14 protein-coding genes and 2 rRNA genes are annotated in these 20,269 nt (G+C 60.0%); 12 read left to right on the top strand and 4 right to left on the bottom strand.

Annotated features, from left to right (window positions below):
• Positions 1-95 precede the first annotated feature (95 nt).
• A 23S ribosomal RNA gene (locus tag OIL88_01545) occupies positions 96-3,069 on the top strand.
• 147 nt (positions 3,070-3,216) lie between these two features.
• Positions 3,217-3,332 (top strand): 5S ribosomal RNA (gene rrf / locus OIL88_01540).
• Between the two features lie 130 nt (positions 3,333-3,462).
• On the opposite strand, the gene OIL88_01535 is transcribed toward rrf, so the two are convergent.
• The gene (locus OIL88_01535; protein ID HJI71067.1) at positions 3,463-3,930 is read right to left on the bottom strand and encodes a hypothetical protein; all 468 of its coding nucleotides are present in this window, start codon (positions 3,928-3,930) and stop codon (positions 3,463-3,465) included.
• Positions 3,931-4,207: 277 nt separating this feature from the next.
• Between OIL88_01535 and OIL88_01530 the strand changes: the two genes are divergently transcribed.
• The gene (locus OIL88_01530) at positions 4,208-4,639 is read left to right on the top strand and encodes an Hsp20 family protein (protein HJI71066.1); all 432 of its coding nucleotides are present in this window, start codon (positions 4,208-4,210) and stop codon (positions 4,637-4,639) included.
• A gap of 80 nt (positions 4,640-4,719) precedes the next feature.
• On the opposite strand, the gene OIL88_01525 is transcribed toward OIL88_01530, so the two are convergent.
• Entirely contained in the window at positions 4,720-5,529 is an 810-nt protein-coding gene (locus OIL88_01525; protein ID HJI71065.1) for an MBL fold metallo-hydrolase, read from the bottom strand.
• A gap of 48 nt (positions 5,530-5,577) precedes the next feature.
• Here OIL88_01525 and tilS point away from each other — a divergent pair, with 48 nt between their 5' ends.
• The 5 genes from tilS to OIL88_01500 all read left to right on the top strand — a co-directional run bounded on the left by tilS (position 5,578) and on the right by OIL88_01500 (position 12,319).
• Positions 5,578-7,119 (top strand): tRNA lysidine(34) synthetase TilS, encoded by a 1,542-nt coding sequence (tilS, locus tag OIL88_01520; GenBank protein ID HJI71064.1) that lies wholly within the window; start codon positions 5,578-5,580, stop codon positions 7,117-7,119.
• A gap of 147 nt (positions 7,120-7,266) precedes the next feature.
• A complete protein-coding gene (hpt, locus tag OIL88_01515) occupies positions 7,267-7,815 on the top strand; it encodes a hypoxanthine phosphoribosyltransferase (GenBank protein HJI71063.1) in 549 nt (182 codons plus the stop codon).
• 61 nt (positions 7,816-7,876) lie between these two features.
• On the top strand, positions 7,877-9,958 hold the full coding sequence (gene ftsH, locus OIL88_01510; GenBank protein ID HJI71062.1) for an ATP-dependent zinc metalloprotease FtsH: 2,082 nt from the start codon (positions 7,877-7,879) through the stop codon (positions 9,956-9,958).
• A 189-nt stretch (positions 9,959-10,147) separates the two neighbouring features.
• A complete protein-coding gene (locus OIL88_01505) occupies positions 10,148-11,332 on the top strand; it encodes a pyridoxal phosphate-dependent aminotransferase (GenBank protein HJI71061.1) in 1,185 nt (394 codons plus the stop codon).
• Positions 11,333-11,497: 165 nt separating this feature from the next.
• Positions 11,498-12,319, top strand: coding sequence for a phosphatase (locus OIL88_01500; GenBank protein HJI71060.1), 822 nt, complete (start codon positions 11,498-11,500; stop codon positions 12,317-12,319).
• 78 nt (positions 12,320-12,397) lie between these two features.
• Here OIL88_01500 and rlmD read toward each other — a convergent pair whose 3' ends face one another.
• Positions 12,398-13,846 carry a 23S rRNA (uracil(1939)-C(5))-methyltransferase RlmD gene (rlmD, locus tag OIL88_01495; GenBank protein ID HJI71059.1) on the bottom strand — a complete coding sequence of 483 codons (1,449 nt, stop codon included), beginning with the start codon at positions 13,844-13,846 and terminating at the stop codon, positions 12,398-12,400.
• Between the two features lie 339 nt (positions 13,847-14,185).
• Between rlmD and OIL88_01490 the strand changes: the two genes are divergently transcribed.
• From OIL88_01490 to OIL88_01475, 4 genes are all read left to right on the top strand, one after another.
• A complete protein-coding gene (locus OIL88_01490; protein ID HJI71058.1) occupies positions 14,186-15,046 on the top strand; it encodes a transporter substrate-binding domain-containing protein in 861 nt (286 codons plus the stop codon).
• On the top strand, positions 15,046-15,699 hold the full coding sequence (locus OIL88_01485; protein HJI71057.1) for an amino acid ABC transporter permease: 654 nt from the start codon (positions 15,046-15,048) through the stop codon (positions 15,697-15,699). Before OIL88_01490 ends, OIL88_01485 begins: the two co-directional genes overlap by 1 nt.
• A 188-nt stretch (positions 15,700-15,887) precedes the next feature.
• Positions 15,888-16,637, top strand: a complete 750-nt coding sequence (locus OIL88_01480) for an amino acid ABC transporter ATP-binding protein (GenBank protein ID HJI71056.1) — start codon at positions 15,888-15,890, stop codon at positions 16,635-16,637.
• Between the two features lie 310 nt (positions 16,638-16,947).
• Entirely contained in the window at positions 16,948-19,023 is a 2,076-nt protein-coding gene (locus OIL88_01475) for an elongation factor G (protein HJI71055.1), read from the top strand.
• A 135-nt stretch (positions 19,024-19,158) separates the two neighbouring features.
• Here OIL88_01475 and OIL88_01470 read toward each other — a convergent pair whose 3' ends face one another.
• Positions 19,159-20,139, bottom strand: coding sequence for a DNA/RNA non-specific endonuclease (locus OIL88_01470; protein ID HJI71054.1), 981 nt, complete (start codon positions 20,137-20,139; stop codon positions 19,159-19,161).
• Positions 20,140-20,269: the final 130 nt, after the last annotated feature.

Genomic DNA, 20,269 nt, shown 5'->3' with positions numbered 1-20,269 from the left:
ATGAGATACCCGAATTGCGACATACGAGCGCTATTCATGATATCGATTAATTAATTTTAGCGACACGTGGATATCCCGCGGGCCCGAGAGCGGTCCCGCAAGATACCACGGGCGCACGGCGGATGCCTTGGCACAGGGAGCCGATGAAGGACGCGGCAAGCTGCGATAATCCCCGGCGAGGAGCACACATCCTTCGACCCGGGGGTCTCCGAATGGGCGAACCCATCCGTAGCAGTACGGATATCCCGACCCCGAACACATAGGGGCCGGGAGGACAACCCGGGGAACTGAAACATCTAAGTACCCGGAGGAGAGGAAATCAATCTCGAGACTCCCCGAGTAGCGGCGAGCGAAAGGGGACCGATGGCCAAACCGTCGAGCGGGCATACCCGGCAGGGGTTCCGCCGACGGGGTTGCAGGGCCGCGCATCCGGGGGCTGCCGCCCCCGGGCGCAGGTCCGGCTGGGGAGCGGAACGGCATGGGAGGGCCGGCCGCAGCGGGTGACAGCCCCGTACGCGAACCCAGACCGGACGGCGCGACGCGGTCCCTGAGTAGGGCCGGGCACGTGAAACCCGGTCCGAACCTGGGTGGACCACCATCCAAGCCTGAGTACTACCCTGTGACCGATAGCGCACCAGTACCGTGAGGGAAAGGTGAAAAGCACCCCGGGAGGGGAGTGAAACAGTACCTGAAACCGTGCGCCCACGAGCAGTCGGAGCAACTTTTCAGTTGTGACGGCGTGCCTTTTGTAGAATGAGCCAGCGAGTCGCTGGCGCGGGGCGAGGTTAACCGAAAGGGAGCCGGAGCGAAAGCGAGCCTTAACAGGGCGACTTGAGTCCCGCGCCGCGGACGCGAAGCCGGGTGAGCTATCCGTGGGCAGGCTGAAGCGGGGGTAAGACCCCGTGGAGGGCCGAACGCACGTCGGTTGAAAACGGCGGCGATGACCTGCGGATAGGGGTGAAAGGCCAATCAAACCCGGAGATATCTCGTTCTCCCCGAAATAGCTTTAGGGCTAGCGTCGCGCGTTCACCGCCGGAGGTAGAGCACCGGATGGACGAGGGGGCTTCGCCGCCTACCGAATCCAACCGAACTCCGAATGCCGGCGGCCCAGAGCGCGGCAGTCAGAGCATGTGGGCTAAGCTGTGTGCTCGAGAGGGAAACAGCCCGGACCGCCCGCTAAGGTCCCCAAGTTCCAGCCGAGTGGCAAAGGATGTGCGTCCGCCCAGACAACCAGGATGTTGGCTTAGAAGCAGCCATGCATTCAAAGAGTGCGTAACAGCTCACTGGTCGAGTGGACATGCGCCGACAATACACGGGGCTAAGCTGGACACCGAAGCGGCGGGATTTTGACTTTCAGAATCGGTAGGGGAGCTTCCCATGGGCGGCGAAGCCGCCGGGCGACCGGCGGTGGAGCGCATGGGAGTGAGAATGCTGGCATGAGTAGCGAGAGACGAGAGAGTAACTCGTCCGCCGTGAACCCGAGGTTTCCTGGGCAAGGCTAATCCTCCCAGGGTCAGTCGGGGGCTAAGGCGAGGCCGGGAGGCGTAGCCGACGCGCAGCAGGCAGACATTCCTGCACCGCGCACGCGGCGCTACGACCGACGGGGCGACGGATGGGGGTGGCTCGGCGGGGTTCTGGACGTCCCCGTGATGGAGCGCGGCCCGCGGACCAGGGAAATCCGGTCCGCACGAGGGCGAGGCTCCGGACGAAGCGATCAAGCGAAGCGAGTGAGCCCGAGGTCCCTAGAAAAACCCCTAGGCAGGCGCGTGCGCGCCCGTACCGCAAACCGACACAGGTGGGTGGGTAGAACATACCGAGGCGATCGGGTCAACCATGGTCAAGGAACTCGGCACAATGGCCCCGTAACTTCGGGAGAAGGGGTGCCCGCGCGTACGTGAACGGACTTGCTCCGGGAGCGGAGGCGGGCCGCAGTGGAGAGGCCCAAGCGACTGTTTACCAAAAACACAGGACTCTGCAGAAGCCGCAAGGCGACGTATAGGGTCTGACGCCTGCCCGGTGCCGGAAGGTCACGCGGAGGAGTTAGCCGCAAGGCGAAGCCCCGAAGCCAAGCCCCGGTAAACGGCGGCCGTAACTATAACGGTCCTAAGGTAGCGAAATTCCTTGTCGGGTAAGTTCCGACCTGCACGAAAGGCGCAACGACTTGGGCGCTGTCTCGACCATGGACCCGGTGAAATTGCACTGGTCGTGAAGATGCGACTTACCCGCGGAAGGACGGAAAGACCCCGTGAACCTTCACTGCAGCTTGGCATTGGCCGCTGGTCCCGCGTGTAGAGGATAGGCAGGAGGCACAGATCCGGAGGCGCCAGCCCCCGGGGAGCCGCCCTTGGAATACTGCCCTCGCGCGACCGGCGTCCTAACCCGAGGCCGTCAACCGGCTCGGGGACCGTGCCAGGCGGGCAGTTTGACTGGGGCGGTCGCCTCCTAAAGGGTAACGGAGGCGCGCGAAGGTCCGCTCGGGACGGTCGGCAACCGTCCTTTTGAATGCAAGAGTACAAGCGGGCTTGACTGCGAGGCCCACAAGCCGAGCAGGTGCGAAAGCAGGCTCTAGTGATCCGGCGGCCCCGAGTGGGTGGGCCGTCGCTCAACGGATAAAAGGTACTCCGGGGATAACAGGCTGATCTTGCCCAAGAGTCCACATCGACGGCAAGGTTTGGCACCTCGATGTCGGCTCATCGCATCCTGGGGCTGGAGCAGGTCCCAAGGGTACGGCTGTTCGCCGTTTAAAGCGGTACGCGAGCTGGGTTCAGAACGTCGTGAGACAGTTCGGTCCCTATCCTCCGTGGGCGCAGGAGAATCGATGGAGGCTGCCCCCAGTACGAGAGGACCGGGGTGGACGCACCTCCGGTGAACCGGTTGTCGACCAACGGCACGGCCGGGTAGCCGCGTGCGGCGCGGATAACCGCTGAAGGCATCTAAGCGGGAAGCCGTTCCAGGGATTAGTTCTCCTTCCGGTAAGGGCCCAGGTAGACTACCTGGTCGATAGACGGCAGGTGCAAGGCTGGCGACAGCCTCAGCCGAGCCGCACTAATCGCCCGAGCTCTTCCGGAACCGCACCTCGCGGCCCGCGGGACCCAGCGCTCATGCGCGCGGTCCGGGCACGAGGATGCCCCCGAGTCGACTCCTCCTATGCGCCATGCGGCCCCCAGGGCACGTAGATGAGACCCAGGACACCGTAACGGTGGGCGCCGCCCACCGGTCAGCGGCCAGAGCATGGGGGGCACGCCCGGTCCCGTTCCGAACCCGGAAGCTAAGCCCCATCGCGCCGAGAGTACTGCGGGGCCAGCCCGTGGGAGGCCAGGGCGCCGCTGACCGGTGGACGGCACCGAGCCGTCATCGAAACTGAAAAAGGGGGAGGCCTCGCGGCCTCCCCCTTTTTTGCGTTTACGGGGCGTAAATGACTCAATTACACCAGACGATCTTGTTGTTTTCGGTATTGAGCCTTTATTTAAAGAAAATAAATCGTATAACAAGGGCAACTGCTATGGCCGCAATGGTCAAAAGCAGAATTGTCAGCTGATGCTGCTTGCGTCGTTTACTTGACGAAACGAAGATTGACTTTCCCTGTTTTGGCGTTTCGAGATAGCGAGCCGAATGCGTCAAGGTTTGCTTGGGTCGAGGCCCTCTTTGTTGATGGACGGCGGATGCTTTCATCGGCTCATCACTAGCTGCGCTGTTTTTAGATAATGGTGCGTCTTTCAGATATACAGGGTCTCCCGAGGCGACGCCCATATGTTTACGTCCCGTTTGGGCATCCTCGAGCGTTTGATATCGGTTTCTCGTCACATAATCGGGCTCTGGGTCATTGATGGGCTCTTGCGAGATGTGGGGGCGATGGAACCGTGGCGGCTGCGTAGAAGTATCTTCGCCCTGCGTCGGCATAAACATATTGTTCTGGTTTTGGTCGTCCATGATGCCCTTTAGCTCGTTACCAACAACGTGTACGCGCTCATTGTAAGCCCCTTGTTATTTGTAGCTGCGAACATACTTGTTATTTAAGCTCTGGTTCAAAGAACCTTAACCTTACTAAAACCTGAGTCATACACACTTAGATATGCTTATAGTACTGGACTCAAAAAACTTTATAGTCGATGTATATATGGGCACTGGGTGGGCATATATAAGAGCGTCAAAAGAAGTCCCAGTCACCTAGAAGATGGCTCGGCAGTCCTTAAAAGGAGTGGTAAACATGGCAAGCATGGTTCCTTATCGTTCGGTTTTTGGCGTTCGTCCTTCTGCTAGCTCGCTGTTCGATCTGTTTGATGATATGACCGACCTTGCAAACAACTCGATTGCCTCCAAGGCGTTCCCCGTTGACGTTGAGGACAAGGGCGATGGCTACGAGGTCAAGGCGTATCTGACCGGTGTCGCCAAGGATGACATCGACGTTGAGCTCAATGAGGGTCGCCTGTCCATCAGCGTGAACGTCGAGGAGAGCGCCGAAAACGAGGGTAAGAACTTCCTCCAGAAGGAGTTTAGCTCGTACAGCGCGACGCGTGGCGTATATCTGAAGGACGCTTCGAGCGAGGGCCTCTCTGCAAAGTATGCTGACGGCATCCTGACCGTTACGGTTCCTAAGATCGTCGAGAAGAAGAACGTCACGAAGATCTCCATCGACTAACGATGGCTCTGCTTCAATCGAGAGTATGAGTTAAGGGGGCTGGGAAGTGATTCCCAGCCCCCTTTTGTTGTCTTGAGGGGCTATTGAATAGTTGTCGGTTGATACTGACTTGCAGGGCGTATCGAGAGCTTCCGTGGCCCTTGAAGACGGGTGGCAGAACTGCCGAGTTCATCATCGAGACTTGCATCAAGCGCGTTGGCATAGCTTTTGACGGTAAGGCTTGGACGATTATTGTCCTGGCTGATATGCATGGCGATGAGCTGTTCGGTGCGATCGGTAACAAGTTCGCGCGCGGCTTCGGCGGCCTGGTTGTTGGAGAGATGCCCCTTTGTGGACAGGATGCGCTCCTGAAGAAAGCGTGGGTACGGTCCTTCGCGTAACATAGTTACATCGTGGTTACTTTCGAGCGCGAGAACTCGACAGTCTTTGAGGATGCCTATGGCCTTGCTCGATAACTCTCCGGTGTCGGTGGCAAACCCAATGGAATCATCGAGAGCATTAAATCGATAGCCGACAGGATTGATGACATCGTGCGATGTTGAGTAGGTTTGCACGTGGATGCCGGCAATGGGGAGCGTGTCGCCGGGGTCAAATTCCTCTACGGGCAGGTGCGCGAGGTTTTCTTTGCATGAAAGGGTGTCCCTGCTGGCAAAGAGGGGACCATGCCAGTGCTTGCACCATACATCGAGCCCCTTGATATGGTCACCATGCTCATGGGTGATTACTAGAGCGGCGACGTCGTCTGCCGAGAGGCCAAGCTCCGCCATGCGTTTAAGTGTCTCGCGGCGGGACAGGCCGTTGTCGATCATGATGAGCCCCTGAGGCCCCTCGACGAGTGCGCAGTTGCCTTTTGAGCCGCTGCCGAGGATATGAAGGTGCAGGCGAGACATAAGATTCCAAAGGATACAATGGGTGCGGACGAATAGAGGAGGAAGCGAATGCCAACGGTATCTCAGCACTATGGACATCATGCCGCGCCGAGGACGGATAAGAGCGCCCTGGCAACGCGGCAGGCCGCTGCCCCCGTAGTGCTCATGGTATCAGGCGGTGCGGACTCGACGGCGCTGCTCCTTATGGCTTGCACATCAAAGCTGGATATTCAGGACGGGCGCGGCGTCGCTCCCATTGCGCGCGAGCGATTGCACGTGCTGCATGTAAACCATCATCTGCGCGGGGAGGCATCCGATGGCGACGAGGCCTTTGTACGTGATTTGTGCGTGCAATACGGCTTGCCGCTGTGCGTTGAGCATGCCTATTTTGATGACGAATCGGGCAATATCGAGGCTGCGGCCCGCGAGGTGCGCTATGCCGCGGCACGGAGATATGTTCGCGAACTTTGTGCCGAATCGGGCGCACCGCGGACGGCGGCTCGTATCTGTACCGCGCATACTTCGTCGGACCGCGCGGAAACATTTTTGATGAATGCCATTAAAGGGTCGGGTCCCGCGGGTCTATCGAGCATTCCGCGCCGTCGGAACATTGTGGTTCGCCCCTTGCTCGACCTCACGCACGATGAGCTCGTGAGCTATCTGCAGGTGCACGGTCAGCCATGGCGGGAAGATGAAAGCAACGAGGACGTTTCGTACCTGCGCAACTATGTACGCCATCGAGTGATGCCGGTGGTGGCGCAGCGCAACGCGAGCGTCTGTAAGACGATTGGCGCCGCTTGCGAAATTCTGGGCGACGAAGACGCCTTTCTTTCCCAGCTTTCGGCACAGGCGTTTCGAAGCTGTCTGCGCAAGGAAGCGGCGGGCGCACTGGTGCTCGATGCGCGCCGTCTTGCCGCCGCTGAGGTTGTGATTGCACGGCGTATCGTGCGGTTGGCGATAAAGCGCATCGATCCCGACGCGCGACCGGAGATGCGGCACGTGGAGCGCGTGCTCGCCTGCGTCGCTGCGGGCTCGGGCTCGGTAACGCTTCCTGCGGGAATTGATGCCCGTGTGGAGTTTGGCATGCTGGCGTTCAAGGCCCCGGCGGCGCGCGAGGGCTTAGTGGCCGACTGGATCTCCGTTCCCGGTCGTCTGCCGCTGGGGGCGGGGCGTATGCTGACAGCAGAGCCGATGGCTGTGGAGCCGGGGCGCGATATCGTGCACCGTGCCCGCGAGCTTGCTGCTGCCGGAGAGGTTGCGGCCTTGGTGGATGCGGCGGCCCTGGGGTTCGCCGACCGCGATAGCGAGCGGATGCTAGCCGGCTCGCGCGGGGAGATACCTGCCGCGGCGCGCTCGGCACGACTGTGGATAGACGGTCCAGCGCCGGGGGACGTGATGTGTCCGTTAGGTATGAGCGGCCGAAGCAAGAAAGTGTCCGACCTGTTGAATGAGGCGCGCGTCCCCGTATCCGAGCGCGCGAGCGTTCCTGTGGTAAGAACGGCTCCGGGGGGCGCCGTGGTGTGGGTCGCAGGCGTTCGCGCGGACGAGCGTTTTAAATGCACGGCCGCAACGCGCGTGGCGTATCTGCTTCGTGTAATCGATGCGGAATAGCGTCCTGCGCCAGCTATTCTGTGCGACGTTGACGCTATTCCCGCGCTGATGGCGCACGGGCTGGTAAATATACCCCGTGCGCTGCTAGAATGTGTAGTTCGCGTCCATACGGCGGTGTGTGGACGATAAGCACAAGAAAGGGTTGTCATGGCTTCTCAACATCCGGATATCGAGAAGGTTCTGTTTACGCAGGAGGATATCGACGGTATCGTCTCTCGCCTGGGCGAGGAGATTACTCGCGACTACGCGGGTAAGGATCTGGTGCTGATTGCGGTCCTGCGCGGCGCCGTGGTCTTTATGGGCGACCTGATGCGCAAAATCGAGCTGCCGACCAACATCGATTTCATGGCTGTTTCGAGCTACGGTGACGGCGTGAAGTCCTCCGGTATCGTGCGTATTATTAAGGACCTGGATATCGACATCCGTGGTCGCGACGTGCTGATCGTCGAGGACATTCTGGACTCGGGCCTGACGCTCAAGTATCTGATGAAGAACCTCGAGAGCCGCAAGCCCGCTTCTCTGGAGGTCGCCGCCTTCCTGTGGAAGGACGTTGCGGACCGTACCTCGGCCGTCACGCCCAAGTATGTTGGAACCCATTGCCCCGATGCCTTTGTGGTGGGTTACGGCCTCGACTATGCCGAGCGCTACCGTAACCTTCCGTATCTGGGCATTTTGAAACCGGAGGTTTATTCGTAAGATGCCCGACGACCGTAACGATAACAATTCCCAGACTCCCCGGGACCCTAAGATCCCGGGGATGCCCGGAGGCAAAAAGCCCACGCGTACGGGCTGGCTGTATTTTATTTTGGCTTGCGCGCTTCTGGGCTACGCCTTCTTTAACATGGGCTCCGGCTTTGCCAATTCCAGCAATACCGTAAAGCTCGCGACGAGCGAGATGGTCAACGCCATTAAGCAGGATCGTGTTGACGACCTGACGTATACGGTGGTAGACGGCAGCGTGACCGGTCATTACTGGAAGGCGAGCAAGGACAAGGGCGATACGAGCGAGCTCAAGAGCTTCTCCTCGACCTATGTCGGCTCCGATTCGCTTGCCGAGCTTATGGCGGAGCACCCCGATACCAAGTACATCGTCAACACCAATGACCCCGATTTTTGGGGCGACTTGGCGATGAGCGTGCTTCCGACGATCGCCTTGATCGCCATCATGTTCTACTTTATGCGCCAGATGATGGGTGCCAACAACAGGAACATGCAGTTTGGCAAGACCAACGCCAAGACCAACGAGGCCACGCGCCCCAAGGTCAAGTTTGAGGACGTTGCCGGCGTGGACGAGGCAGTCGAGGAGCTCGAGGAGATCCGCGACTTCTTGAGCGATCCGGATCGCTACCGCAAGCTGGGCGCCAAGATTCCGCGCGGCGTATTGCTCGTGGGCCCTCCGGGCACCGGTAAGACGCTGCTGGCCAAGGCTGTTGCCGGTGAGGCAGGCGTACCGTTCTTTAGCATCTCGGGTTCCGACTTTGTCGAGATGTTCGTGGGCGTCGGTGCCAGCCGCGTGCGCGACCTCTTTAAGGAGGCCAAATCCCAGGCCCCGTCGATCATCTTTATCGATGAGATCGATGCTGTGGGACGTCAGCGCGGAGCCGGCTTGGGCGGCGGTCACGACGAGCGCGAGCAGACGCTCAACCAGCTGCTGGTTGAGATGGACGGTTTTGAGGAGAGCGAGTCGGTCATCCTGATCGCAGCTACCAACCGTCCTGACATCCTGGATCCGGCGCTGCTACGTCCCGGCCGTTTTGACCGCCAGGTGACGGTCGACCGTCCGGACGTGAAAGGCCGCGAGCAGATTTTGCGCGTGCACGCCGAGAACAAGCCGATGGACGAGGACGTTAAGTTTGAGAAGCTCGCCCAGATGACCGTTGGCTTTACTGGTGCCGATTTGGCGAACCTGCTCAACGAGTCTGCGCTGCTGGCCGCTCGCCGTCATCGTTCCGTGATCTCGATGGACGAGGTCGAGGAATCGATGGAACGTGTGATTGCAGGTCCGCAGCGCAAGGGTCGCGTGATGACCGAGGCCGAGCGCACCACGATTGCCTACCACGAGAGCGGTCACGCTTTGGTGGGCCACATCCTGGAGCACTCCGATCCGGTTCATAAGATCTCGATCGTCAGCCGCGGTCAGGCCCTGGGCTACACGCTGCAGCTTCCGCAGGAGGACCACTTCCTCAAGACCAAGAACGAGATGCTCGACGAGCTTGCCGTGTTCTTGGGCGGTCGCGTTGCCGAGGAGCTCATGTGCGATGACATCACGTCGGGCGCGAGCAACGACCTGGAGCGTGCGACCAAGATGGCGCGCGAGATGGTTACGCGTCTGGGCATGAGCGAGGAGCTGGGCACGCAAGTGTTTGGCGAGGCGCAGCATCAGGTGTTCCTTGGTCGCGATTACGCCGATCACCAGGATTACTCCGAGGAGACGGCACGCCGCATCGATATCGAGGTTCAGCGCATTATGCGCGAAGCCCATCGTCGTGCGGTCGAGATTTTGGATGCCCGTCGCGATCAGCTCGATCTGATGGCGAAGGTGCTGCTTGAGCGCGAGACCGTCGAAGGCGACGCCGTGAACGCCCTGCTCGACAACGAGTGGAATGCCTACCTTGAGCGCGAGGGCGATATCCTGGCGGCCAAGGAGGATCGCAATGCCAAGGCGGCCGGCATGCCGACCAAGAAGCGCGCGCCTCGTATGAGCGAGGAGGAGCTGGCGGCTGATGCCGCGGCCTTTGCGCAGGCGGCCATGCAGGAGGATGCCGAAGTGGCATCCGATGACGCTGACGATGACCATGCCGTCGTCGATGCCGATGCCGACACCGACGCCGACAAATAGTCTTTGTGGCGAAAGCCTCTGCGGGGAAACCTGCGGAGGCTTTTTCTTTTGAGCGATATGGGGCCGTCTGTTGATTGGGGACAGACTTAAATGAGCGTTTTCACGCATTTAAGTCTGTCCCCAATCAACATTGCTGCGGCACTTTGCTCGGCTAAAGCGTACAATAGCGCCTATGCGAAAGGGGAACAGATGATCAACGAAACTATGTATGCTCGCGGTGCGGAAAGCTCCATCATCCGTGAGATTTTTAGCTATGGCCTTGAGCGCAAGGCGCAGATCGGTGCGGAAAACGTATTCGATTTTTCGCTGGGCAATCCGAGCGTTCCAGCGCCCGCTGCCGTGGCTGAGTCGATTAAGAAGGCCCTGGAGCTGCCGAGCGACCAGCTGCACGGCTACACGCCCGCACCGGGCCTGCCGCAATGTCGTGCCGCTGTGGCCGAATCGCTCAACCGCCGCTTTGGCACGAGCTATGAGGGCAAAGACGTCTTTATGACGGTGGGTGCCGCGGCTTCGCTCGCCTGCACGCTCAACGCCGTTACGAACCCGGGCGACGAGGTTATTGTTATCGCCCCGTACTTTCCGGAGTATCGCGTTTGGATTGAGAAGGCCGGCTGTACGTGTGTTGAGGCGCTCGCCGATGAAGATACGTTCCAGCTGAGCGTGGACAACGTGCTCAAGGCGATCAGCGATAAGACGGCGGCCGTCATCATCGACTCTCCCAACAATCCGACCGGTGCCGTATATACATGCGACACGCTGACGCGACTGGCCAACGTTCTGCGCGAGGCCAACGCTCAGCGCGATCCCGAGAATCCGATTATGCTCATCTCGGATGAGCCGTACCGCGAAATCGTGTACGGTGCCGAGGTGCCTTGGGTGCCCTCGATTTACGAGCACACCATCGTGTGCTACTCGTATTCCAAGTCGCTGTCGCTGCCGGGTGAGCGCGTGGGGTGGATCTTGGTTCCCAACACCAATCCGCAGGCCGCCCGTCTGATGCCGGCTGTTGCGGGTGCTGCCCGTACGCTGGGTTTTGTATGCGCACCGGCACTCTTCCAGCGCGTAATTATCGACTGCATCGATGAGCCGAGTGACGTTGAGGCCTATGCACGCAACCGCACCGCGCTTACCGACGCACTAGCGGAGTATGGCTACACCTATGTTGAGCCGGATGGCGCGTTCTACCTATGGGTGAAAGCGTTGGAGCCCGATGCGAATGCGTTTTGCGAGCGCGCAAAGAAGTATGAGTTGCTTGCGGTTCCCTCGGACAGCTTTGGTATGCCGGGTTGGTTCCGCCTGGGCTATTGCGTGAGTTACGAAACGATTGTCAATTCGCTACCCGCTTGGAAACAGTTGGCGGACGAGTATCGTTAAAAGCAAAGCGCTCTGCCTACAATGTTTTACGTGAAACGGGGTTTGGTGTTAAGCCGGACCCCGTTGTCATGGACGTTGTGTCTTTGGGATGGAGTGGTTTTACGACTATCGAAGGCTATGCGTACAATGAATATAAGCGACGGCCGTGCCAGATAAGGAGACCTGATGCCCTACCTGCTTTCTTGTGACATTCATACCCATACGATGTTCTCTGCGCATGCATATTCGACCATTGAGGAGAATGTGTACTGGGCGGCAGAGCGTGGTCTGCAGGTGCTCGGATCTGCCGACCATTTGAGCTCTATGGTTACGGCTTGCCCCAATGACCTGCGCAGTTACCAGTTCTTTATCAACCAGGATATCTGGCCGCGCATTTGGAGCGGCGTGCTGGTGCTGCGTGGTGCCGAGGCCGATATCGTTTCGCTGGACGGAAGCCTGTTTGGCGAGGACACTCTTGTCACGCTCGATATTGCCGGCGATTCGTACAGCCGTCAGCATTCGCTGTTCGATTTGGTTACGCGTAATTTGGATTATTTGGTTGCAAGCGTGCATAATCCACAGATTGCTGAGGGCGCGACGCTGGCCCAGACGACCGAGATGTATATCAATGCCCTGGAGCACCCCAAGGTGTTCATGCTGGGTCACACGGGGCGTTCGGGCGTGCCGTTCGATATCGACGAGGTGCTGTTGGCAGCTAAGGCCAAGCACAAGATTATCGAGATCAACAACCATAGTCTTGAACACGGTGTCGACACTGAGCATTGGGCCGTATGCCGCAAGATCGCCGAGCGCTGCGCCGAGCTGGGCGTGGGCATTGGCGTGTCAACCGATGCCCACATTGGCATGGCCATTGGCAAGCTCGATCACGCGCGCAAGATGCTCGACGAGATTCACTTCCCGCTGGATTTGATCGTGACGCGCGACCGCGAGACGCTGCTGCGCGAGATGGCGGCAGCCGGCGTGTGCGATCTGCGCAATGGGATGTAGCGGAGTTTATAAACCAAGCGAAGGGGGCGGCCCAGGCGGGTCGCCCCCTTTCTTGTCCCAAAAATCTACTGAGGTTGGTTAGCGGCGTTCGAGGACCGCTACGGTTTCGGTGTGGTCGGTGTGAGGGAACATGTCGACGGGCGTGATCTTGAGCAGGCGATAGCCTCCGTCGAGGAGCTGATGCAGGTCGCGCTCTTGAGTCACGGGGTTGCAGCTGATATAGGTGATGCGGCGCGGCTTAAGTGCGCAGGCGGCCTCGAGGAACTCGGGCGTGGAGCCGGCGCGCGGCGGGTCGATGGAAAGGACATCGACCCGCTCGTTGTTATCGGCGGCATCTAGGATGTAGTCGGTGGCATCGTCGGCCATAAACCAAGCGCTGCGGGTGAGGCCGTTGAGCTCGGCATTACGACGTGCGTCGGCAATGCCGGCGTGGTTGCGCTCCACGCCAAGCAGCATAATGCCGACGCCCTTGTCCTGGGCGGCTTTGGCTGCGCACAGGCCGATAGTTCCGCTACCGCAATAGGCATCCATGAGTACGTCGCCCTGCTGCAGGTCCATGCCGTCAATCGCGAGCTGATAGAGCAGCTCGGTCTGCTGCGGGTTGGTCTGGTAGAACGCGGCGGGGGAGATATCGAACTCGCAGCCGAGCAGCTGGTCGCGCATGCATTCAGCGCCATAGACGATACGGGTCTCCTCGCCCAAGATGGCGTTACCGGGTCGCCCGTTGATATTTTGGGCAACGGTGACGATATGCGGATCGAGTGCGGCGACAGCCTCAAAGAACTCCTGCGCATGCGGCAGGTCGCGCTGAGCGGTCACAAGGGTAACCATGATCTGGTCGGTACGCCAACCGCAGCGGACGACGGCATAGCGAAGCAGCCCCAGATGCTTGTCTTCGTTAAAGGCAGGAATATGCAGACGTTCGGCCTCGCGAGCGATGCCGTTGAGAATCTGACGAGTGCCCGGCGCCTCGACAGGGCATTCAGGAACAGCAACGATTCTGTGTGTCCCACGTTCAAAAAAGCCGCAGCGGACAGCGCCCTCTTTGCCGGGAGCAAACGGAGTGGCAGCCTTATGACGAAAACCACGCGGCGCAGGATACTTGCCCGGGTCGCCCAGGGTGACGCCCATACCGCGAATGGGGTCGACGCTAATGCCCTCGCGCTCACAGAGCCCAGCAAACAGCTCCTCCATAGCAGCCTGCTTAGCCGCCAACTGCTTTTTATAAGGACGATTGAGCGCCGTGCACCCACCGCAAGCTTTCATGATGGAACAAGGGGACTTGGGGTCCACAGCTTTATGAGTGGGCTTGGGCGAATCCTTATGCGAACGCTTGGAGCGAGCCTCGGAATCCTTGTTTCCAGCCTGACGAGCGCCAGAACGCTTGGCCTTAACCTTACTCTTGCCCGACTTACCCTTTGCGTCCTGAGACGACTTGGATTTCTTAGAAGATTTTTTCTCCTCTGACCCCTCAGCCGCCTCAATCAAAGCACGACGAGCCTTACGCTCCGCACGAGATTCTGCCATGAATTAACCCCACTAATTTACAAATTGAAATCTGAAAGCATTGTACCGTGCCAAGCTAGCAGACGATATGCAAGCGCCCATTTCATGTCAGTGATAAGTCCAACGAAGATTGCCCGCCGGGTGCCGGGACAGGGGTTAAGTTTGTCGCGAGTTCCGCACGAACAGGAGAGCACTTAATGTGCTCTCCGTCGTGAGCAGGACTGTAGAGCAGCAAACTTAACCCCTGTCCCGGCACCCGGCGGGCAAACCCTCCCTTGTACTCTATCAAGGTAAAGTGTATGATTCTGAACGTTACACGACTCACTTTACTTAACTAAAGTGCCATCAAGGGGGAATACCATGAATACCGATATGTCTCGTCGTCAGTTTGTTGGTCTAGCCGGCTCGCTCGCCACGGTGCTTGGCCTTGGTCTTGTCGGTTGCGGCGGTGGTGCCGGCAAGGGCTCCGCTGCTGGTTCTGCCGCGGCCAAGGACGTGAAGGGCGCTGCGGAGTCCAAGAAGCTCGTGGTGGGCTTTGATAAGTCCTATCCTCCGTACGGCTTTGTGGGCGACGATGGCGAGTACACCGGCTTTGATCTCGATCTTGCCAAGGCTGTTGCCGATAAGCAGGGCTGGGAGGTCAAATACGAGGCCATCGATTGGGATGCCAAGGACACGCTGCTCAACTCCGGCGCCATCAACTGCATCTGGAACGGCTTTACCATGGAGGGTCGCGAGGACGACTACACGTTCTCCGAGCCGTACATGCTCAACGAGCAGGTGCTCGTGGTCAAGAAGGACGCGGGCATCAAGAGCTGGGATGACCTTGCGGGCAAGACCGTGATCACCCAGACTGATTCCGCCGCGCAGGACGTGCTCGAGGGCGACCAGAAGAATCTGGCCGCGACGTTTGCCACGCTCGACACCATCGGCGAGTACAACACGGCGTTTATGCAGCTCGAGAGCGGTGCGGTCGATGCCGTTGCCTGCGACCTCTCGATCGCTCAGTATCAGCTTGCCGCCAAGCCCGATGCCTATACGCAGCTTGATGAGCCGCTGTCCAGCGAGCACTACGCCGTCGGCTTTAAGAAGGGCGACACCAAGTCTGCCGACGCCGTGACCGAGTCGCTCAAGGCGCTCTACGAAGACGGCACGGTCAAGGACCTCTGCGATAAATATGCGGATTACGGTTTGTCCTTCGATAATTGGGTGCTCAAATAATGTCAATTCAGGTCATGATGCAGATGCTTGGCCAGGGTTTTCTGGTCAGCCTGCAGCTATTTGTGCTGACACTGCTGGGGTCGATTCCGCTGGGAATCCCCGTGGCGTTTATGCGCATGAGCAAGATCGCGCCGCTTCGTTGGATCGCGCGCATCTACATTTCGGTCATGCGCGGCACGCCGCTGATGCTGCAGATGTTCGCTATCTACTTTGCCCCGTACTACGTGTTCGGCATTTCGCTCACGCCCGATTCCAAGTGGACGGCGTGCGTCGTGGCGTTCATCATCAACTACGCCGGCTATTTTGCCGAGATCTATCGCTCGGGTTTACAGTCCATTCCACGCGGTCAATACGAGGCTGCCGAGGTGCTGGGCTACTCGCGCATGCAGACGTTTCTGTATATCGTGATGCCACAGGTCGCCAAGCGCATTTTGCCGGCGATGGGCAACGAGATCATCACGCTGGTCAAGGACACGTCGCTGGCGTTCGCCATCGGCGTGGGCGAGATGTTCTCGACGGCCAAGGCGCTGGTCGCCTCGCAGGTGAGCATGGTGCCGTTTGCGATTGCAGCGCTGATCTACTGGGTCTTTAACTTCGTGGTCGAGATGCTGCTGGGCGCTGCCGAAAAGAAGCTGGACTATTATCATGACTAGATCGTTCCGCCGTTCTAACGAACGGCGGACTGCTCGACGCTGCGCGCGTGCCTGACGGCCAATCTGCGCCTCAAGCCGTCGCTTGCGTACAGAAGTACGCGGCGCTCCTCTTTCGGAGCACATTGTCTCGTCAGTCACACGCTCGCTGACTCTTCAAATACATGGAGGTTCCTGTGTCCGGAACGGTAATGAATATAACGAACGCCCGCAAGGCGTTTGGCGGCAATGAGGTGCTCAAGGATATCTCGCTCGAGGTGAAGCGTGGCGAGGTCGTGGCGATTATCGGGCCTTCGGGTGGCGGTAAGTCCACGCTGCTGCGCTGCGCCACGCTGCTCGAGACACTCGACGGAGGCTCACTCTCGTTTGGCGGCCTTGCCGTTGCGACGGATGCGGGTTCGGGCGCGGTCTATGCGAAGGGCGATGTGCCCAAGCAAACGCGCTCGCGATTCGGCCTGGTGTTCCAAAATTACAACCTGTTCCCGCACTATACCGTGATGAAAAACATCACCGATGCTCCGATTCGCGTGCTCAAGCGTCCGCGCGAGCAGGCGGAAGCCCGCGCTCACGAGCTGATTGCGCAAATGGGGCTGACGGGCAACGAGAACAAGGTGCCGTGTGAGCTTTCGGGCGGTCAGCAGCAGCGCGTGAGTATTGCCCGCGCCTTGGCGCTCGACCCGGAGATCCTGTTCTTTGACGAGCCGACCTCGGCACTCGATCCCGAGCTGACGGCCGAGGTGCTGCGTGTCATTAAGGACCTTGCGGCGCAGAATATGACGATGGTGATTGTGACCCACGCAATGCAGTTTGCGCGCGATGTTGCCGACCGCGTGGTCTTTATGGATGGCGGTCGTATTGTCGAGGAGGGTCCTGCCGAGCAGGTCATCGACCATCCGCGCGAGCAGCGCACCCGTGAGTTCTTGAGCCGTATCGAGGGATAGGCTCAGGTATTTACTCAACTATTAATTGAGGCGAAGCCGCCGCAGGTCTTACGGTCTGTGGCGGCTTTTTGTTTGCATCGACGGGGTTCAATAATCGCCTCACAAGCTTGTCTCTTCCTCTCGCCGCCTGTATTCATACGTGCGCCGAAAGGTATGCATGGACAGCCGCCCGTGAGGGTAGGGTGGTGGCATAGGACATTTGGAGGGTGAGTCGGCTCGGCTGCCGACCATGCTGCTCCCGGGATGGCACCGACCGCGAACTCTCCCCGTTGGCGTCGCGCAATGCGCGCGGCCCTGCAAGGAGGTCATCATGGGTGCTCCCAAGACCGGCAACGTAAGGAACGTGGTGCTCGTAGGCCAAGGCGGGGTGGGCAAGACTTCACTCGCCGAGGCCATGCTCCACCTTTCTGGTAAGACCGCCCGCCTGGGCGGCCACGACGGTACCAAGCCTACGCTCGACTATGACCCCGAAGAGGTCAAGCGCGCGTTTTCCATCTCGACGACCATCGCGCCGATCGACTGGAAGGGCGCCCGCATCAACGTGCTCGATGCCCCGTGCTATCCCGATTTTATCGGCGACGCCTTTGCGGCGATGAGCGTCTGCGAGACGGCGCTGTTTGTGGTCGACGCCGAGGCCGGACCGCAGCCGACGACCGTCAAGCTTTGGTATGCGGCCGAGGACCTGCGCCTGGCGCGCGCGGTGTTCGTGAACCGCCTGTCACGCCCCGAGGCCAGCTTTGCGACCACCATGGAGCTGCTGCAGGAGCGCTTTGGCACGCGTTTGGGCGCCGTGACCCTTCCCTGGGGCGAGGGCGAGGACTTTGACGGCATCATCGACCTGGTGCGCATGAAGGCGCGTCACTGCAACGGCGCCGAGGCCGCCGAGTCGGAGATTCCCGAGGAGTATCGTGCCCAGGCCGAGGAGGCCCACGACCATCTGTGCGAGCTGGTGGCCGAGGCCGACGACGAGCTGATGATGAAGTATCTGGAAGGCGAGGAGACGCTGACGCAGGAGGAGCTCGAGGGCTTGTTGTCCAAGGCAATCGCCGAGCGCATCTTTGTGCCGGTCTTTGCGGGCGATTGCATTAAGGAACAGGGCGTCAACTCGCTGATGGATGACATCGCCACGTACTTCCCGGCGCCGACCGACTACGGCGAGATGCCGCTCATCGACGGCGATTCGCTCAAGATCTCGAGCGATGACGACCGTCCGGTGGCGTTTGTGTTTAAGACGCTGGCCGACCCGCAGCAGGGTCGCATCAGCTTTATCAAGGTGCTGACAGGCACGCTTGAGCCGGGCCTTGAGCTCGTCAACGCCCGTACGCGCAAGAGCGACCGTTTGGCTCACCTGTATGTGATGTGCGGCCGCGACATGACCGAGGTCGGTCACGCCTATGCCGGCGATATTATCGTGGCGCCCAAACTGGCAGCCGAGACGGGCGACACGCTCTCCATTACCGGTAAGGTCGAGGCGGCGGCGTTCAAGTTCCCCAACTCGCAGTACCGTATCGCCATCGAGGCTGAGAACCGCGGCGACGAGGAGAAGCTCTATACGTTTATCGAGAAGGCTTGCAAGGCCGATCCGACCATGAGCATCGATCGCGACGAGGAGACCGGTCAGACCATCATCTCGGCGGTTGGCGAGGCACAGGTTTCGGTGCTGCTCAACCGCCTGGAGGACCGCACCAAGGTTGCGGCCAAGAGTGTGCCGATCCGCATTCCGTATCGCGAGACCATTCGCCGTACGGCAAGCGCCCAGGGTCGCCACAAGAAGCAGACCGGCGGTGCCGGTCAGTACGGCGACTGCTGGCTGCGCGTGGAGCCGCTCATTGGGCCCGACGGCACGAGCGACGGTTATGAGTTTGTTGACGAGGTCGTGGGTGGCCGCATTCCGCGCTCGCTCATCCCTGCCGTGGACAAGGGCGTCCAGGAGACCATGAAGGACGGCATTATCGCCGGCTATCCGCTCACGGGCATTCGCGTCGCGGTGTACGACGGCTCGTATCACAGCGTCGACTCCAACGAGATGGCGTTCCGCGCGGCGGCTCGCATCGGCCTGCGCAAGGCGTGTGCCGATGCCGACCCGGTGGTGCTGGAGCCCATCGAGGAGATCACCGTGACCATTCCCGAGAGCTACGCCGGCGCCGTGATGGGCGACATCTCGGCCTCGCGCGGTCGCGTGACGGGCATGGAGACCGATGAGCGCGGCGACACCGTGGTCATCGCCCAGGCTCCGCTCGCCGAGTTGACGGATTATTCGACGCGCCTGCGCTCCATCACGCGCGGCACGGGCGACTTTACCATGAAGCCCGCTGGCTACGAGCAGGTGCCCTACGACGTTCAGGCCAAGCTGGTCGAGCGCTATGAGGAGGGCCGCGCCAAGTAGCGTGTGGTTTTGCCTGCAATGTAGCTGCTGACGAAAAGGCCGCCCTGGGTAACCGGGGCGGCCTTATTTGGTCCCTTGGGGACGGAGGAAAACGGATCATTTTTGCTTTGGGATGATGGGGCGGCGTGGTCGACTCTAATCCCCCGAAGCCTGATTGCGGCCAGTGGCGTAGTCGATCTGCACATGCGGCTGCAGGTTATAGCAGTACACGTGGAAGCAGAGCGTCTTGCCATGGTCCTCGACCGATTGCGCCTCCAGGCGTACGCCGCGGCAAACGAGCTCATCCTCGTTGTACATGGGCGTGACGCGGTAGAGCACATGGTTGCCCGTGTCACGGATATAGTCGAGGGTCTGTTCCTCAAAAGGCAGCATGCCCGTCTCGTTGAGATAGCGTGTGCCGGTGAGGAGATTCTTGCGGTTGGCGTTTTCGCCGCAGAGCGACCATGCGATGAGGTGGCATCGGTTATAGAGGCTCTGGCCCGGGATGAAGTCATAGCGCTGCTGGTGCCAGCCGGCAGGGTGGATACGCGAGATGTCGCCGCGCTTGCACTGGCCGAGCGACTCGGGACCCACGCAGGCGAGCGCCTTGCGGGTGCGACCTAGGCTGTCGAGCTTGGAGAACTTCTTAAAGCAGTCTTCTTCCGTTGCACGCTCGTATTCATCGAGCGTGAACGACGGCGTGCCCAGCGGATGTGTGCTATCGGCTCGCAGGGCGACATAGGGGTTGCCCGCATAGTCGGGAATGCTGCTGAGATATACGCCTCGGGCACGGTTGAGGTCGGGGTTTTCGACCTCGTCGATGGGGGTGACGGTGCTGTCCGTGGCAGCGTCGCCGGTGTCGGTTGTGGTGGGCTCAGAGCCATCGCCGGTATCCTCGCCGCCATCGGAGTCCGCGGAGCTCGCCGTTCCCGATTCGAGTCGGGCGACCAGATCGGCCTCGTCGTCGGTGCGGCTAGGGCTTTCATTTTGCTTCTCGGCCAGAGCTGCCGCCTGCTCATCACTTTGCGGCGACAGCAGCTTGGGGGCTCCGTCAATCGATCCCGTAAACAACGCAAATCCCAGCACCACGGCGGTGCCGATGGAAAGAACTTGCTTGTAGGCGGACTTGCGCGACATTGCGGCTCCTGGATAGTCGGTTGGGAATCTACCAGTCTAGCAGGTGCCGTCGCGGGTCATTCGATCGAACAAATACTTAAGATTTGGGACAAACACTTCTGATAACTTTGTCCCAAATAAAGTTGCGGTG

Source organism: Coriobacteriaceae bacterium, assembly GCA_025992855.1.
Lineage (GTDB): Bacteria > Actinomycetota > Coriobacteriia > Coriobacteriales > Coriobacteriaceae > Collinsella.
The sequence above is the reverse complement of the archived record's forward strand: the minus strand, read 5'-3'. Positions and strand labels throughout refer to the sequence as shown.